This window comes from Paenibacillus sp. FSL H3-0321 (genome assembly GCF_038002865.1).
GTDB lineage: Bacteria > Bacillota > Bacilli > Paenibacillales > Paenibacillaceae > Paenibacillus_AQ.
In genome coordinates, this window is the sequence record NZ_JBBODH010000001.1 from 3,511,179 (window position 1) to 3,528,102 (window position 16,924).

General features: G+C 52.6%; 13 protein-coding genes and 1 riboswitch. Of the genes, 7 read left to right on the top strand and 6 right to left on the bottom strand.

Annotation, left to right across the window (positions count from 1 at the left end; translation table 11 throughout):
• Positions 1-72 precede the first annotated feature (72 nt).
• From MHI45_RS15560 to uvrA, 4 genes are all read right to left on the bottom strand, one after another.
• Positions 73-2,040: a stalk domain-containing protein gene (locus tag MHI45_RS15560; protein WP_179091694.1), complete on the bottom strand. Its 1,968-nt coding sequence runs from the start codon at positions 2,038-2,040 to the stop codon at positions 73-75.
• Complete coding sequence (locus tag MHI45_RS15565) at positions 2,021-3,199, bottom strand: S1C family serine protease (protein ID WP_439823158.1); 1,179 nt, start codon at positions 3,197-3,199, stop codon at positions 2,021-2,023. Before MHI45_RS15565 ends, MHI45_RS15560 begins: the two co-directional genes overlap by 20 nt.
• Before the next feature lie 185 nt (positions 3,200-3,384).
• Positions 3,385-3,594, bottom strand: coding sequence for a hypothetical protein (locus tag MHI45_RS15570; RefSeq protein ID WP_038597219.1), 210 nt, complete (start codon positions 3,592-3,594; stop codon positions 3,385-3,387).
• 402 nt (positions 3,595-3,996) lie between these two features.
• Positions 3,997-6,870, bottom strand: a complete 2,874-nt coding sequence (gene uvrA / locus MHI45_RS15575) for an excinuclease ABC subunit UvrA (RefSeq protein ID WP_076109589.1) — start codon at positions 6,868-6,870, stop codon at positions 3,997-3,999.
• A gap of 164 nt (positions 6,871-7,034) precedes the next feature.
• Between uvrA and MHI45_RS15580 the strand changes: the two genes are divergently transcribed.
• Positions 7,035-7,166 (top strand): hypothetical protein, encoded by a 132-nt coding sequence (locus MHI45_RS15580; RefSeq protein WP_256718049.1) that lies wholly within the window; start codon positions 7,035-7,037, stop codon positions 7,164-7,166.
• A 297-nt stretch (positions 7,167-7,463) separates the two neighbouring features.
• Here MHI45_RS15580 and uvrB read toward each other — a convergent pair whose 3' ends face one another.
• Positions 7,464-9,455, bottom strand: a complete 1,992-nt coding sequence (gene uvrB / locus MHI45_RS15585) for an excinuclease ABC subunit UvrB (RefSeq protein WP_076109590.1) — start codon at positions 9,453-9,455, stop codon at positions 7,464-7,466.
• Positions 9,456-9,636: 181 nt separating this feature from the next.
• Here uvrB and MHI45_RS15590 point away from each other — a divergent pair, with 181 nt between their 5' ends.
• From MHI45_RS15590 to MHI45_RS15600, 3 genes are all read left to right on the top strand, one after another.
• The gene (locus MHI45_RS15590; protein ID WP_076109591.1) at positions 9,637-10,422 is read left to right on the top strand and encodes a flagellar motor protein; all 786 of its coding nucleotides are present in this window, start codon (positions 9,637-9,639) and stop codon (positions 10,420-10,422) included.
• Entirely contained in the window at positions 10,419-11,294 is an 876-nt protein-coding gene (locus MHI45_RS15595) for a flagellar motor protein MotB (protein ID WP_076109592.1), read from the top strand. Before MHI45_RS15590 ends, MHI45_RS15595 begins: the two co-directional genes overlap by 4 nt.
• Positions 11,295-11,363: 69 nt before the next feature.
• A complete protein-coding gene (locus tag MHI45_RS15600; protein ID WP_144024260.1) occupies positions 11,364-11,999 on the top strand; it encodes a hypothetical protein in 636 nt (211 codons plus the stop codon).
• Positions 12,000-12,081: 82 nt separating this feature from the next.
• On the opposite strand, the gene gcvH is transcribed toward MHI45_RS15600, so the two are convergent.
• Positions 12,082-12,474 carry a glycine cleavage system protein GcvH gene (gcvH, locus tag MHI45_RS15605; RefSeq protein WP_076109594.1) on the bottom strand — a complete coding sequence of 131 codons (393 nt, stop codon included), beginning with the start codon at positions 12,472-12,474 and terminating at the stop codon, positions 12,082-12,084.
• A gap of 182 nt (positions 12,475-12,656) precedes the next feature.
• A riboswitch (glycine riboswitch) is annotated at positions 12,657-12,753 on the top strand.
• 238 nt (positions 12,754-12,991) lie between these two features.
• Between gcvH and gcvT the strand changes: the two genes are divergently transcribed.
• Genes gcvT through gcvPB form a run of 3 tightly spaced genes read left to right on the top strand, consistent with a single transcriptional unit; the run spans position 12,992 to position 16,922 of the window.
• On the top strand, positions 12,992-14,116 hold the full coding sequence (gene gcvT, locus MHI45_RS15610; protein WP_076109595.1) for a glycine cleavage system aminomethyltransferase GcvT: 1,125 nt from the start codon (positions 12,992-12,994) through the stop codon (positions 14,114-14,116).
• A complete protein-coding gene (gcvPA, locus tag MHI45_RS15615; RefSeq protein WP_076109596.1) occupies positions 14,113-15,465 on the top strand; it encodes an aminomethyl-transferring glycine dehydrogenase subunit GcvPA in 1,353 nt (450 codons plus the stop codon). Before gcvT ends, gcvPA begins: the two co-directional genes overlap by 4 nt.
• Positions 15,462-16,922, top strand: a complete 1,461-nt coding sequence (gene gcvPB, locus MHI45_RS15620; RefSeq protein WP_038597238.1) for an aminomethyl-transferring glycine dehydrogenase subunit GcvPB — start codon at positions 15,462-15,464, stop codon at positions 16,920-16,922. Before gcvPA ends, gcvPB begins: the two co-directional genes overlap by 4 nt.
• Positions 16,923-16,924 lie beyond the last annotated feature (2 nt).

The window sequence follows — 16,924 nt, forward strand, 5'->3', positions numbered from 1 at the left end:
CCCCAGCCAAAATTGGCAACTTGGGACGTTCTTCGTCTGCAATAATACTATTTATTCCTCAACATGTCCTACCTATTTTTTCTCCCCCGCCAACACAAAAGACTTCAACGTCTTGTCTATTAGAGTCTGCTGCTCAGGCGTTGCGTTAGCATCGTTTAGCGTGACAGTGAGGGTATAGACCCGTTCATTTTTGCTAAAAACAATGAGCTGGGTGCGGTAAGGAATGCCGTTTTTGCTCTGGTGCACAGTAAGGCTTGTGGCTGGAACTTCGGCAAAGGTGATGTCCTCCACACGTTCGACCTTCGGGCCTTTGGGGTCATTCTTCGTGTTCTGATAGTAGCTTTGGAGCTGGCTCACAGTGTACTCGGCTGAACCTTCGGGGCTCACAGTGATTTGGAAACGCCCTCCGGTGAAGCGGTATTCTATGTTCTGGGTTTCAAAGACATCCTGGACCGCTGTCCATAATGACGGAATCTGAATGCTGTAGCCATAGGTGTTGGAGCTTTTGTTGACTGTTTTAGCGTAAAGTACCGGATAGTCATCTGTTTCCAGCCGCCCGAAGTTCTCTTTTATTAATTCAAAATCAATATCGATTGAGCTTAAAATATCCTTGAACCGTGCCTTGTCCTCATCCTGACCGGCAACTGCCACATATTCTACGTAATAGCGGTGCCCATTCTTCAACAGCAGGGTTTGATATTTCGTAATCCAGCCGCTGCCCGGATTCAGCAGACTTTCAATGACCCGCGCCGGTTGACCGGAAACTTTTGCAGACGTGCTTTCTTTAATCGTATAAGCCCCGTCCACATAGTTAGCTCGAATCTGCGCCTCCAACTCCTTGCTCCAGGTTTCCAGCGTAGAACCGGACGGAGCAGCTGTCACTTTCACGCGCAAATAGCTCCCTTGTTTGCTCTCATAATACAGATGCTGGTCATCCATACTCCAGTCTGCAGGGACCTGCAGCGCAATGCCGTAGTCCTCATTGTACCCTTCATGCAGCCCGTTTTTCACTGTGGAGAGATCACGTTGGCTTTTATCATTCGGGTCAAAGGTTGGCCGGAAGGAGTTCAACAGCACTGCATATTTATCAAAATCCTTATAGTTCGCTGCATTGTCATCGGTCAGATACAGCTCATACAATCTCCCTCCGGCATTATATTGCCTGTTCTCCCACAGTGCGCCGCTGGAATCCTTGCTGACAATTCGCGCGTAGGGAACAACGGCATTCGGATAAGTTTCCCGGTCCAAAATCGTTTCCCCGCCTTCTTCAGCCGAGCGGAGCAGCCCATCCAGCAATTGTTCCGGGTCTGCCGGGTTCTCCTGCGGTGAGGCATGAACCTCCAGATAATACTGATTCTCTGAATTCATAAAGGTAGCCACGCCTTCATTGCCGCCGCTGTCGCCAACCACCAGTCCGGGAGGATAATTCATGCTCCACTGAAAATGGCTGTTCCCTATCCGGGTCTTACCGACATCGCTGTCAATGCCGCTATCCCCGGGCGCCTCTTCTTCAGTGACTGATGGCACAAGCGACACTACCAGCTCACCGTTGCTGCCGGAAGTTACACGTGCGTCCAGCACTCCTGCCACGAACCTCAGCGGGACCATCAAAACCCCGGAGACCATATGCGGCGGTGCAGCAAGTTTAATTTTGACGCCGTCCTTCCACGCGGTGCTGCTGCCTATCACCATCGTTCCCGTATGCCGTCCGTACATCACCTTGACCACATCGCCGGGTTCGAGGGAAACCGTGCTGCCAAATGTTTTCTTGAACACGCCGAGCGGCACCATGACGGTACCATTCTTCATAAAAGGCTGCTTAATCGTAATTTTTTTGCCATTCACCGTTGCAGCCGGACTGCCGACTTTAAGGGTGAGCTGTAGCTCGGCTTTCTCCGCCGCGTGCACCTCTGTGGCCGGGAGCACAGTCAACAGCAGCACCAGTGCAAGCATCGCTGTACATAGACCACGATAAGTATATCTGCGGTCCCTCTTCCGCCCTTCTCTTCCCAGTACCCCTTTACTCTTCCGCTTGTCCATCAGCAGCACCCTCCACATCAGCTTCTTCATTGTTTATCAGGGGATCGCCCTGGCCAAGCGTGAGCTTTCGGGTAACAATATCGCCGTCGCTCTGCATAAGCAGATTTACCACCGCACCCGGTGCGTAGCTTTTAAAAAGTTCATTAACATCCACTAAGGAACCGACACGGTGGCCGTTAATCGCGTATAAAACATCCCCTTCAAGAATCCCTGCCTTGTCTGCTTCCGCAGAGATGACCTTCGTAACTGTTAAGGGATCTTGTGAGGGTAGGCCCACTAAGGCAGACCAGCTTTCCTCCAGCTCCAGGCCAAGACTTGGATGTTTTACCTCTCCATACTTGAACAGCTGGTTCATAATGTACTGTACAGTATCAGACGGGATAGAAAATCCCATATTCTCTACGCCTACTGCGGCAAATTTCAGACTGTTTACGCCCAGTACCTCGCCTTTCATGCTGACGAGCGGACCGCCGCTGTTGCCTGGATTAATCGCTGTATCACTCTGGATGAGCCGATAGGCAGCATCCACTGAACGGTTAAGACCGCTGACCACCCCTACCGTGGCAGAATTTCGCAGTGAGAAGGAAATGGGTGTACCGATGGCAATCACTTTGTCGCCAACCTGAAGGCTGGCAGCAGATTGGGCAAACTTCGCAGGCTTTAATGCCTTGGCATTGATCTTGATCAGTGCCAGGTCACTAACCTCATCCAGATACGTATTTGTGATGCTGTAGGACTTCGCGTCCGATGTAACGACCACAGCATTCTGCAGTCCCTTCATCACATGCGCATTCGTAATAATCCAGCCGTTTGCCCTGACGATGATACCTGATCCATGGGACAGATTAAAACGGTCATTGGGTGCATGAGAGCGATCTTCTGAATATTTGCCGATAATTCCTACTACCGACGGGGAAACCTCTTTGATAATTTGCGGTACCGGATCGGTTATCGAGGCTGCACTCTTTTTGCTGCCGGTCAGGGTACTTCCTATTTCTTTGATCTTTCCTGAAGACGATACATTCCCCGCAGTCTGCAAGCCATCTAGAAACGGCGCCCCCTGCGCAGAAAGCGATCCGCCTCCTATTCCTGTCAGCAATACTCCGCACAGCAACAGTCCGAGGCTTTTCTTAACCATATTCTTCCCCCATTTCCCCAGCCTTCGCCGGGCGCTCTCTCTGACCTTGTTCCAGGTTGTACATAATGCAGTCAACTCATATGAAGAAGTGCGAAATTTGAAAAAGACGCCTTTAGTCACGCCTGACGGCGATTAAAGGTGTCTTTGGGTAAACTTAAATCTGCAATTGTTTTGACTTGAATTTGAAGCAGGGCAGCGTTCCTGTGTCAGCTTAACCAGTGCATAAGCATCGCGTAGTCCGAAACCGCAAATACCAGCAAGCTCACCACTCCGAAGCCAATCGCAAATTTGTTCTTCTGCGGAGCCCGCAGCAGCCGGATGACCCCGATGAGTATCAGGATGGTAAAGGCGATCATAAATACATCGAAGGTATGAAATTTAGACGGTTCTTGCGCAGCAGCTTCTGCAAGCAGCATGGCATTACCTCCTCGAAAGTGTTGTCAAGCAAGTTCATCTAATCCATATCTCCCTCTATGTTATCGCTACCATTTCAGTGACGCAATAGGAATTGCATAAATTTTATGTAAAAGTCACGATAAATATTTTTTTAGCGCCGGATTCGGGATAATAATCATGATATTTTTCATTGACACCTTGTTTTTTATTGATTTTTCAAAGAGCAAATTATATGTAAGGCTTTTTTCCATCTCTGCTAATCATTCAACGCAAATCCTTCTCTTTGAATCTTACTGCGGACATGCTTCCGATATGCCTGATTCAACTATTAAGCTGTCCTTATTTCTATAATGGCTTTCACCCAAAAACTAAAAGAACCACGGCGAAAATGCTGTGGCTCTTTTGTTCTTCATGAAGTGCAGTTATACTGTCTCCGACGTCTGCAGCTGCAGAGCTTCAGTCCGCTCCGTATCGCGGATCAGAATCGGCTTCAGATATTTACCGGTATAGGACTCCGCAACGGTGATTAACTTCTCCGGTGTCCCTGTAGCCAGTACCGTTCCCCCGCCGCTGCCGCCTTCCGGTCCCATATCAATAACATAATCGGCCGTCTTGATCACATCGAGGTTATGTTCGATAACCAGAACCGATTCGCCGGAATCTACCAGGCGGTGCAGCACCTCCAGCAGGCGGCCGATGTCATCCACATGCAGCCCTGTTGTCGGTTCATCCAGAATGTACAATGTCTTGCCGGTACTGCGGCGGTATAGCTCGGAAGCCAGCTTCACGCGCTGTGCTTCACCCCCGGACAACGTCGTTCCCGGCTGGCCAATCTTGATGTACCCAAGACCCACATCCAGCAAGGTCTGCATTTTGCGGTGGATGCGCGGGATGTTCTGGAAGAACCCGGTTGCATCCTCTACCGTCATTTCCAGCACATCAGAGATGTTTTTGCCTTTGTATTTCACTTCCAGTGTTTCGCGGTTGTATCGTTTGCCTTTGCATACTTCGCAAGGAACATAGACATCCGGCAGGAAGTGCATTTCAATCTTGATAATTCCGTCTCCACGGCAGGCCTCGCAACGGCCGCCTTTGACGTTGAAGCTGAAGCGGCCCTTCTGGAATCCGCGCACCTTGGCTTCATTGGTTTTGGAGAACAGATCACGAATATCATCGAACACCCCGGTATAGGTAGCCGGATTGGAACGCGGCGTGCGGCCGATCGGCGATTGGTCGATCTCTATGACCTTGTCCAAATTGTCCAGACCGCGAATTTCCTTATGCAGGCCGGGACGGACCTTAACGGCCTTATTCAACTGACGGGCCAGGCTCTTATAGAGGATTTCATTAACCAGCGACGATTTGCCGGAACCGGAAACTCCAGTCACTGCAGTAAAGACGCCCAGCGGAATCTTGACATTTACGTTCTTCAGGTTATTCTCTTTGGCTCCGCGAATTTCCAGCCAGCGGTCATCGGTTGGCCGCCGTTTGGACGTAACCGGAATAAACTTGCGTCCGCTTAAGTACTCTCCGGTCAAGGAATTCGGGTCTTTCATGATTTCCTGCGGCGTCCCTTGGGCAATAACCTGTCCGCCGTGGATACCGGCACCCGGTCCGATATCAATAATATAGTCTGCCGCCATCATCGTATCTTCATCATGCTCAACCACAATTAATGTGTTGCCGAGATCGCGCATATGCCCCAGTGTGGCGATCAGCCGGTCATTATCTCGTTGATGCAGACCAATACTAGGCTCGTCCAGGATGTACAGAACGCCCATCAAGCTGGAGCCAATCTGCGTCGCCAGCCTGATCCGCTGCGCCTCACCGCCGGAGAGTGAACCTGCCGCACGACTGAGCGTCAAATAATTCAGACCCACATTCACCAGGAAGCCAAGTCTGCTGCTAATCTCTTTCAGAATAAGATGGGCAATGGCTGTTTCCTTCTCGCTAAGCACCAGTTTATCAAAGAAGTCCAAACAGTCGCCAATCGAGAGATCCGTAACATCCGCTACATTCTGCTCATTAATTGTGACCGCAAGAATTTCTTTCTTCAGCCGTTTGCCCTTGCACACATTACAAGGCTTGGCGCTCATAAAACCTTCGATAAACTCACGGATTCCATCCGATGCCGTATCGCGGTAACGTCGTTCCAGATTCGGAATAATTCCTTCAAAGGCAACCAGCGCATCTTTTTTCTGGCCAAAGTCATTTTCATACCGGAACCGGATCTTCTCGCTGCCTGTACCGTGGAGCAGCTTGCTCATGTGTTCGGGAGTCAGACTGCTTACAGGAACATTTTGCGGAATCTTAAAGTGCTCACAGACCGATTTCAGAAACTGCGGGTAGTAATTCGATGTGCTGCCGGTCCAGGCCAGAAATGCTCCTTCTTCAATAGATTTCTCGGAATCCGGAATTAATAGATCGGGATCGACAACCATATTCACACCAAGTCCATCACACTCTGGACAAGCGCCGAAAGGGCTGTTGAAGGAGAACATCCGCGGTGCCAGCTCTTCAATACTAAATCCGCATACCGGACAAGCAAAATTCGAACTGAACAGAAGTTCTTCCTGGCCGATAACATCAACCAGAATCTGTCCACCTGAGAGCTTCAGGGCTGTTTCAAGCGAGTCGGTCAGACGAGTCTCCATATCATCCTTGATGACGATACGGTCAACCACGACCTCGATGGTATGCTTCTTGTTCTTCTCCAGCTGAATATCTTCAGTGACTTCCCGCAGCTCGCCGTCAACGCGCACACGGACAAATCCCTGCTTAGAGATGTCCGAGAACAACCCCTTGTGTTCACCCTTGCGCCCGGAAATAACCGGTGCCAGAATCTGCAGCCGCGTCTTCTCGGGATACTGCATAATCCGGTCCACCATCTGTTCGACGGTCTGTGATGTAATTTCGATCCCGTGATCCGGGCAATGAGGATGGCCGACCCGGGCAAACAGCAGCCGCAAATAGTCATAAATCTCCGTAACCGTACCTACCGTTGAGCGCGGATTGCGGCTTGTAGTCTTCTGGTCGATCGATATTGCCGGAGATAATCCGTCGATGGAATCAACGTCCGGCTTCTCCATCTGGCCCAGGAACTGGCGGGCATACGCCGACAGGGACTCGACATAACGGCGCTGTCCCTCCGCGTAGATCGTATCGAACGCCAGCGACGATTTGCCGGAGCCGCTAAGTCCCGTAAGCACGACGAAGCGGTCCCGCGGAATCGTTACGTCAATGTTCTTGAGATTATGCGCCCTCGCGCCTTTGATTACTATATTTTCGTTCGCCAACGGTACCTCTCCTTTATATACATCATTTAGTTCAAAACTAGTTCAAAGCTTTATTTAAAAGCCACATTTCAAAATATTTCCGATCCCTCCCAAACCCTCCCTTCCAAGGGAGGGCCCCAAGGGCTGCGCCCTCTGGACACCCGCAAGGTTGGCGAAGGAGATGGATGGGGCTGTACTTAGCTGTTATGGTGCTCGGAGCGCTTGTCCCTAAAGGGACCGCTTCAACGTCCGTGCTCCGCTGGTCGGCACGCTGCATGCTGCTGCGTGCCGGGACGCTGTCCCTACGGATGCGCTAAAACCGGAAACTGCCAGGACGGCTCTCCCTGCGGGATGCGCTAAAACTGAAAACCGTCAGGGCGGCTGTCCCTGCGGGATGCGCTAAAACCGGAAACCCGCCAGGACGGCTGTCCCTACGGGATGCACTAAAACCGTAAACCCGCCAGGACAGCTGCCCCTGCGGGATGCGCTAAAACCGGAAACCCGTCAGGGCGGCTGTCCCTGCGGGATGCGCTGACAACAGGCAACAAGACAACGGAGCAGTTTATCTAAAAAGAACGGCCTGGGAAGCGCCGTTCCAGTACTCGCTTAAATATTTACTCGGCCCGCAGCTCCAGCAAAGCATCACGCAGTTCGGCGGCGCGCTCGAATTGCAGGTTCTTTGCGGCGTCCTTCATCTCGGCCTCCAGACGCTTCATCAGGCTTTGGCGGTCCTTCTTGTTCATCTTGCCGCCCACGCCGGTGAGATATTCGGCCTTGGATTCGGCGACCTTGGTCGCCTCGATGATTTCGCGGATTTTCTTGTTGATCGTCGTCGGGGTGATTCCATGCTTCTCATTATAGGCAATCTGAATCGCCCGGCGGCGTTCAGTTTCGCTCATAGCTTTCTCCATGGAATCCGTAATACGGTCACCATACATAATGACGCGGCCGCCTGAGTTACGGGCGGCACGGCCGATAGTCTGAATCAGTGAGCGTTCAGAACGGAGGAAACCTTCCTTGTCGGCGTCGAGAATCGCGACAAGGGATACCTCTGGCAAGTCCAGTCCTTCTCTTAATAAGTTGATACCCACGAGGACATGGAACGTACCGAGACGCAGATCACGCAGAATCGCCATCCGCTCCAGCGTCTTGATATCAGAGTGCATATATCGGACCTTGATCCCGATCTCCTTGAAGTAATCGGTCAGATCCTCGGACATTTTCTTCGTAAGTGTCGTTACCAGTACCCGTTCATCGCGTTCCACACGTTCGCGGATTTCACTAATCAGATCATCGATCTGGCCTTCTGTCGGACGCACCTCAATAATCGGATCAAGCAGACCGGTAGGGCGGATAATCTGCTGCACCATCGTATCGCAGTGTTCCATTTCGTATGGACCTGGCGTGGCGGATACATAGACGATCTGGCTTACCTTGTCTTCGAACTCTTCAAACTGAAGCGGCCGGTTATCCAGCGCTGACGGCAAGCGGAACCCATGCTCTACCAGAACGGTCTTCCGCGCACGGTCACCGTTATACATGGCCCTAATCTGCGGAAGGGTAACATGAGATTCATCAATAACAATCAGCATGTCATCCGGGAAGTAGTCCATCAAGGTATAAGGGGTTGCTCCCGGCTCACGGAAGGTGAGCGGTCCGGAATAGTTCTCAATCCCGGAGCAGAAGCCGACCTCCTTCATCATCTCGATGTCATAACGCGTCCGCTGCTCCAGCCGCTGGGCTTCCAGCAGCTTGCCTGCGTCGCGAAGAACGGCCAGCCGTTCCTCCAGTTCACGTTCAATGTTGACGATCGCAACCTTCATCGTTTCTTCCTGGGTTACAAAGTGAGATGCCGGAAAGATCGCGATGTGCTCACGTTCACCGATTAATTCTCCGGTCAGCACGTCAATCTCGGTAATCCGTTCAATCTCGTCGCCGAACAGTTCTACCCGGATGGCATGTTCTCCCTGGGAAGCCGGGAAGATCTCAACCACATCACCGCGCACACGGAATGTACCGCGGACAAAATTCATGTCATTGCGCTGATACTGGATATCTACTAGTCTGCTTAAGATCTGGTTGCGTGGCTTCTCCATCCCTACCCGCAGCGAGAGCAGGAGGCTTCCGTATTCCTTCGGCGAACCGAGGCCGTAAATGCAAGATACGCTCGCTACAATAATAACATCGCGCCGTTCAAACAATGAACTGGTCGCGGAGTGGCGCAGCTTATCTATCTCTTCATTGATGCTGGAATCTTTCTCGATGTAGGTGTCGGAGGAGGGAATGTAAGCCTCTGGCTGGTAGTAATCGTAGTAACTGACGAAGTAATCTACCGAATTGTTCGGGAAAAACTCTTTGAATTCACTCGCCAGCTGCGCAGCAAGTGTCTTATTGTGCGCTATTACCAGCGTGGGGCGGTTTAACTTGGAAATCACTTGTGCGACGGTGAATGTCTTACCTGTGCCCGTCGCTCCCAGCAGCGTCTGGTGCTTCTTGCCCTGCCGGATGCCGTCCAATAATTCCTCAATGGCATGAGGCTGATCGCCCTGGGGTGTGTATTCGGACTCCAGTTCAAAAGTCTTCGTACTGACGACAATATCGCTCATTTGCCCGTCTCCCCTCTATCGTCTAAAATATAGTAGTATAGTATAATTGTGGCCCTAAGTACTGGCTCTCCATACAATCCTGAAAAATATGGAAGATAAGAATACTTGTTCCCGTTTATTATACAGTGTTGCCTACATTCATGCAAACCATAATATATAGAAAAGTAAGGAGTCATAACCTATGGATATCACCGCAATTATCGGCCTCCTGGCTGGACTGGCCGCTATGATCGGCGGCTTCTTTTGGGAAGGCGGCAATCTCTCCGGATTGCTGCAGCCTAATGCCGCACTAATTGTCTTTGGCGGCACATTGGCCGCTGTTCTCATCAGCTTTCCCGCATCTAAACTGCGCCACATCCCTGCTGCACTGCGCATGGCCTTCGGCAGGCATCCGGACCTGAGTGAGCAGAACGCGGAGGAGCTGATCTCCATGGCTGCTATTACCCGGCGCGGCGGTGTGCTCCTGCTGGAGCAAAAAGCCGAAGAACATCCCAATCCCTTTACCCGTGAAGGATTGCTGCTGATCGTCGACGGCACAGATGCTGACGAGGTTCGCCAGATTCTGGAGCTGGACATGGACGCCAAAGAATTGAAGTACAACGGCTACGCCAAAATATTTGAGGCGGCCGGAGGCTACGCACCAACGATGGGGATTATCGGGACGGTCATGGGACTGATCCATGTACTCAGCAATCTGACCGATCCTTCCAATCTGGGAGCATCCATCGCAGTCGCTTTTACAGCGACGCTTTACGGTGTAGCCAGCGCTAATCTAATATTTTTACCCATTGCCTCCAAGATCAAATCCCGCAGCCAAACCGAGCTGGCTGGCATGGAGATGCTGCTGGTCGGCATTCTGGCCCTGCAGAACGGGGATCATCCGCAGCTGGTGCGCAAGAAGCTTAGCTCCTTCACTGCGGATTCTGCCGGAAGCCGTGAGCGTGAGTATGCAAGAGGGCTGCTATGAGGCAGAGAAACCGGCGTGAGCAGCACGCCGAAAGCCGGGAGAGCAATGACCGCTGGATGATCACTTATGCCGATCTCATTACACTTTTACTTATATTTTTCGTCATTATGTTCGCCATGAGCAGTCTGGACGTGCAGAAATACAAGATTGTCACAGGTTCCCTTTCGGAAACGTTCAGGAGCGGCAACCCCGTGCTTGAAGGTGGCGATGGCATTCTGGAGAGCCAACAAGAAACGGAAAACAGCGGCTCAGCAAACAGTCAGAAACAAGGAAGCAATTCTGCAATTGTCGCTGGCGAAGGCAGTCAAGATAATGGAACAGGAAGCAAAGTTGCAGGCACGGCCAATGCCGGAGAGACGGCACAGCCGCCTTCTTCACGTGAACTGGCTTTCAAGGAACAGGAAGCGAAGCTGGCCTCATTGATGGGCGTCATCACCAAATATGTTGAAGACAACAACCTCGGAGATCAGATCTTTGTTGCAGATAAACCACAGGGCATTGCCATTACGCTTAGCGACCGGTTCCTGTTCGATGCCGGCAAAGCCGAGCTGAAAGCACCTGCATTCCCTGCACTCCGCCAGCTCTCAGGCCTGTTCCGCGGCATAGGCGCATCCATCAGCATCGAGGGACATACCGACAATACCCCGGTGTCGGTTGGCTCGCGCTATAACGACAACTGGGAGCTGTCAGGCGCGCGGGCACTCTCCATCCTGCGTTTCTTCCTCGACAATGAAAGACTGGATCCGGATACCTTCCAGTATGCCGGCTATGCCGATACCCGGCCTGCTGCCGACAATACTACGCTGCTTGGAAAACAGAAAAACCGCCGCGTCGAGCTAATCGTGCTGCGGCAGCTTCAAGACGAAGAATAATTCCGCCTATCAGCCCAGAACAGCAGATGATGAAAGGTTACATTTGCTTCTAAAGGAGTCTGAATAGGTATGGAAACTCTAAACGGAACACCACCTGATCCCGCCCGATTTTTAAAAAATCTGCGTCTACTAGTCTCGCTATTGGTTACCACGTTTCTCCAGGGAATCATTACGTTCTTCGTTGGGGGCATGGCTTATTTCCTTTTACTCTCGTCGTACTCCCTTTTCTGGGGCGAACAAGCCAATGTGTATCCGCTAAGCAAGCTGATTCAAATCGCCGTTCGTTTTTTGCTTGCGGGCGGCGCTTTTGCCTTGCCCTGGCTGGGAGTCTGGTGGATGCTCTACGGTCTGGCCGACAACGGACGCATCCGCTGCTTTTTTCTGCACCTGTTTTTCGCTTATGTGCCACTTTTGGTTATCTTTTTGCAGCTTGATCCCGTGTATTACCCGGACACAATGATCCCCAGCTCAGCCGGTGAGATGACCTTTTTTGTCTGCATGGCCATGGCAGCTGTCCTGCTGTATCCCTTTTACTCTATCGGCGTTTATTACTTTGTGCTCAGACCGGCTGCACCCCCTCGCAAAATCTACAGATTTATCCTTTTATGCTGTTTATTCGTCCTGATTAGCCTTGCACTGCTGCCCCTCTTGTGGCGGATGGCTCCACATTTTTATCCGGGACTTGCAGATTTTCCAAGCCGCTGAAAGCGCAAAAAGACAGACTTCTCACATTAGTGCAGCTAATGCGCGAAATCCGTCTTTAATAAATTTTTCACAAAACCAATTGCTATTCCCCAACCCGTTCACGGTAAGCGGCTGCGTCCAGCAGTCCCGATACGGCTTCGGCATACTCGCCTTCGATCTCCAGTTCAAAAATCCAGCCCCCGCTGTACGGCTGATCGTTAATCAGCTCCGGACTGTTCTCCAGTGCATCGTTAATCTTGGTCACCGTTCCCGATACCGGTGAATATAATTCGGAAACCGTCTTCACGGATTCAATGCTGCCCACGCTGTCCCCGGCAGAAATAGCCGATCCAACTTCAGGAAATTCCACAAATACGATATCGCCTAGTAAATGCTGGGCATGATCCGTAATCCCAACACGTATTAAACGTCCTTCGCCCTGCTGCGCCCATTCATGCTCTTCGCTGTACAGCAGGTTATCTAGCACTTCACTCATTTCAAGCCGCCTCATTTCCGAATTGGAGTTGTAAATTTAGTTATAGACTAAGTTATCGTCCTGCTCAATGTCAATATAACTGACAGGAAATTTAAATTTGTCATCTTTTTGACGTTTTTTTGTTGACAGTGGACCTCCATACCCGGTTTAATGGAGACAGCAGAAAATTATACGGTTTGCGAATGATGGCATAGGGAGAGACCGTCTCTTGAAGACGGCGCCGAAGGAGTAAGCCCTCTAAGGGGTGAATCTCTCAGGCAAAAGGACCTTTGCCGGACGCATCTCTGGAGAGCATCAGGCCCTGCTATTGCAGCGTACTGGTCACCAACGGGGAAACCTGCCGGGTTCACAGCAGGGTAACTCTCAGGTACAAAGGACAGAGCGGAAGCCAAATATGCGCGTGCGCATATTTGGCTTCCGCCTGTCCTTTTTTTTAATGGGCAGAAACGGACTCCGTCCCTGCCGGCAAAGGAAATCCCGTTAGGCTTGCATGTAATCAGACCAAGGGAGTGAGCACATGAACGCTTTGAAAAGAACGCCTTTTTATGACCTTTATTCTGCTTATGCGGAGTCCAGATGCATTGACTTCGGCGGCTGGGAGCTGCCGGTGCAGTTTACAGGAATCGTCAAGGAGCATGAGGCCGTCCGCGGGCAAGCCGGACTGTTCGATGTGTCGCATATGGGTGAATTCATGGTTAGCGGCAGCGGCTCCGAAGCCTTCCTGCAAAAAATGACGACCAATGATGTCAGCAAGCTGGCAGACGGTGGAGCGCAGTACACGCTGCTTCTATATCCAAACGGCGGTGTTGTCGATGATTTGCTCGTATACCGCCTCGGCGAAGAGCGTTACATGCTTGTCGTGAACGCCTCCAACATCGACAAGGACTTTCAATGGCTGCAGAAGCATCTCACCGCAGAATTCAGCGGCGTCAGCCTGAGCAACATCTCGGATGAGACTCTTCTACTCGCCCTGCAGGGCCCGCTGGCTGAGGCCATCCTCTCCAAAGTTACAGCGGCTCCCATTGCTGAGCTGAAGCCTTTCCACTTCATCGAGAACGCCGAGGTGTGCGGCGTGAACGTTCTGCTCTCCCGCACCGGATATACCGGCGAGGACGGATTCGAGCTCTACGCGCCGCCGGATACAGCGGCTGCGCTGTGGAACGGCCTGCTGGAAGCGGGGTCTCCGCACGGCTTGACACCAGCCGGTCTTGGCGCACGCGACACGCTGCGCTTTGAAGCCAAGCTGCCGCTGTACGGCCAGGAGCTGTCGGCGGATATTACGCCGCTGGAAGCAGGCGTGCAGTTCTTCGTGAAGCTGGACAAAGAAGATTTCATCGGCCGTGATGTGCTGGTGAAGCAGAAGGCTGACGGTCTGCCCCGCCGCCTCGTCGGTCTGGAAATGATCGACCGCGGCATTCCGCGTTCCCACTACCCTGTATACGGGGATGGAGTAAAGATCGGTGAAGTGACCACCGGCACCCAGTCACCGACACTCAAACGCAATCTCGGACTTGCGCTGCTGGATGCAGCTTACAGTGAAATAGGCACAGAGGTAAACGTAGAGATCCGCGGCAAGCAGCTCAAGGCTGTCGTGGTCAAAGCGCCATTCTACAAAAAGAGCCAGGGAGTGAAGCCGCAATGAAGCACCGTTATCTGCCAATGACTGAACAAGACCGCAACGAAATGATGGAAGCAGTCGGAATTCAGTCCATGGAGGAGCTGTTCTCCGATATCCCCGAGGCCGTCCGTTATCAGGGAACTATGCCGATGTCGGAGGCGCTGGATGAATACGCCTTGCTGCGCCATATGAAAGAGCTGGCCGACAAAAATGCCAATTTCGATACCCACGCCAGCTTCCTCGGCGCCGGCCTGTATGACCATCATATCCCTGTCGTCATCAATCATGTCATCTCCCGTTCGGAATTCTATACTGCCTATACCCCTTACCAGCCGGAAATCAGCCAAGGCGAGCTGCAGGCGATCTTTGAATTCCAGTCCTACATCTGTGAGCTGACCGGCATGAAGGTGGCCAACGCCAGCATGTACGATGGTGCTACGGCTTTCTCGGAAGCGGCAGTACTTGCAGCTGGTGCCACCAAACGCAAAAAGCTGATTGTCTCCCGCACCGTGCATCCTGAGGCCCGCCAGGTGCTGCGCACTTCGGCAGGGGCCTGGGGCCTCGATGTCGTAGAGATTGACTATAAAGACGGTGTAACCGACCAAGCAAAGCTTGCCTCAGCCATCGACGGCGACACGGCGGCTGTCCTGGTGCAGTCACCGAACTTCTTCGGCGCGATAGAAGATCTCGGTGCCATCGAGCCGCTGATCCACGGCGTCAAAGGCCTGTTCATCGTCAGCGCCAACCCGCTGGCGCTCGGCGTACTGGAAACGCCGGGTAAGCTCGGCGCCGACATTGTCGTCGGTGATGCGCAGCCGCTGGGCATTCCGGCTTCGCTGGGCGGCCCAACCTGCGGATTCTTCGCCGTAGCGGAGCATCTGATGCGCCGCATGCCGGGCCGGATTGTCGGCCAGACCGTTGACCGGAACGGCAAACGCGGCTTCGTGCTGACGTTGCAGGCCCGCGAGCAGCATATCCGCCGTGAAAAAGCCACTTCGAACATTTGCTCCAACCAGGCGCTGCTGGCGCTATGCGCTTCCGTCTATTTGTCCGTGATGGGCAAAGAAGGCATGCGCGAGGTTGGCGAGCTGAACATCCGCAAGAGCCACTATGCCGCCGGCAAACTCGGCGATATTAACGGTGCTGCGGCTGCGTTCTCAGCTCCTTACTTTAACGAATTCGTCCTGAAGCTTCCCGAAGGAAGTGAAGTGAGCGAGATTAATTCCAAGCTCATAAAAGAAGGTTATCTCGGCGGTTACGATCTGGGCCGTGATTATCCGGAGCTTGCCGGACATATGCTGGTTGCCGTCACGGAGAAAAGAAGCAAAACCGAAATTGACCAATTCGCCAGCGCACTGGAGGGCTGTTTATGAAACCGGAACAAAGTCTGATCTTCGAGCTTAGCCGTCCCGGCCGCTCGGCCTACTCCCTGCCGCAGTGTGATGTTCCGCAGGATGAGAACCTTGATGCACTGATCCCTGCAGGACTTCTGCGCAGCGAACCGGTCGTGCTGCCGGAAGTATCCGAAGTGGATGTCATCCGCCACTACACCGCGCTGTCCCGGCGCAACTTCGGCGTCGACAACGGATTCTATCCGCTCGGCTCCTGTACGATGAAATACAATCCGAAGATCAACGAAGATGTTGCCCGCTTCCCGGGACTGGCCAAGATTCATCCTTACCAGCCGGAAGAAAGCATTCAGGGAGCTCTGGAACTGATGTACACCCTGCAAAATGATCTTTCCGCTTTGACCGGCATGGATGCCGTCTCCCTGCAGCCTGCCGCAGGCGCACATGGTGAATGGACTGGCCTGATGATGATCCGCGCCTACCATGAGAGCCGCGGCGAGACCCGCACGAAGGTGATTGTGCCGGACTCCTCGCATGGCACCAACCCGGCCAGCGCCGCAGCAGCCGGACTTGATACGGTGACGATTCCTTCCAATAATAAAGGAATGGTTGATCTTGAAGCGCTGAAGGCAGCTGTCGGCAGCGATACCGCCGCGCTGATGCTGACCAACCCCAGCACACTCGGCCTGTTCGAAACGCAGATTGTGGAGATTGCTGCAATTGTACATGAAGCGGGCGGACTGCTCTATTACGATGGAGCCAACTCCAATGCCATTATGGGCATTACCCGTCCCGGCGATATGGGCTTCGATGTGGTGCATTTGAATTTGCACAAGACGATGAGCACCCCGCATGGCGGCGGCGGTCCGGGAGCCGGACCTGTCGGCGTGAAAGCGAAGCTGATTCCTTTTCTTCCGCAGCCTACGGTGGTCAAGAATGAAGATGACAGCTTCTCGCTGAACTATGGCGGCCCGGAATCCATCGGGCGGGTCAAGGCCTTTTACGGCAACTTTGGAATTCTCGTCCGTGCCTATGCCTATATCCGTACCTACGGGCCGGACGGCTTGCGCGAGGTTTCCGAAAACGCCGTGCTGAATGCCAACTATATGATGCACCGGCTGGCACCGTATTTTGAAATTCCGTATCCGGGTGTCTGCAAGCACGAGTTTGTGATGTCCGGCAAGAACCTGAAGCAATACGGCGTGCGCACGCTGGACGTAGCCAAACGCCTGCTCGACTTCGGCTACCACCCGCCAACGGTCTACTTCCCGCTGACTGTGGAAGAGTGCATGATGATTGAGCCAACCGAAACCGAAAGCAAGGAAACGCTTGATGGCTTCATCGAAACGATGATTCAAATCGTCAAGGAAGCCCAGGAGACTCCAGAAATCGTCATTAATGCTCCGCACACTACGGAGATCAGCCGTCTGGATGAAACGCAGGCCGCACGCAAGCCAGTACTGAATTGCTCTTGCGGTTAAAG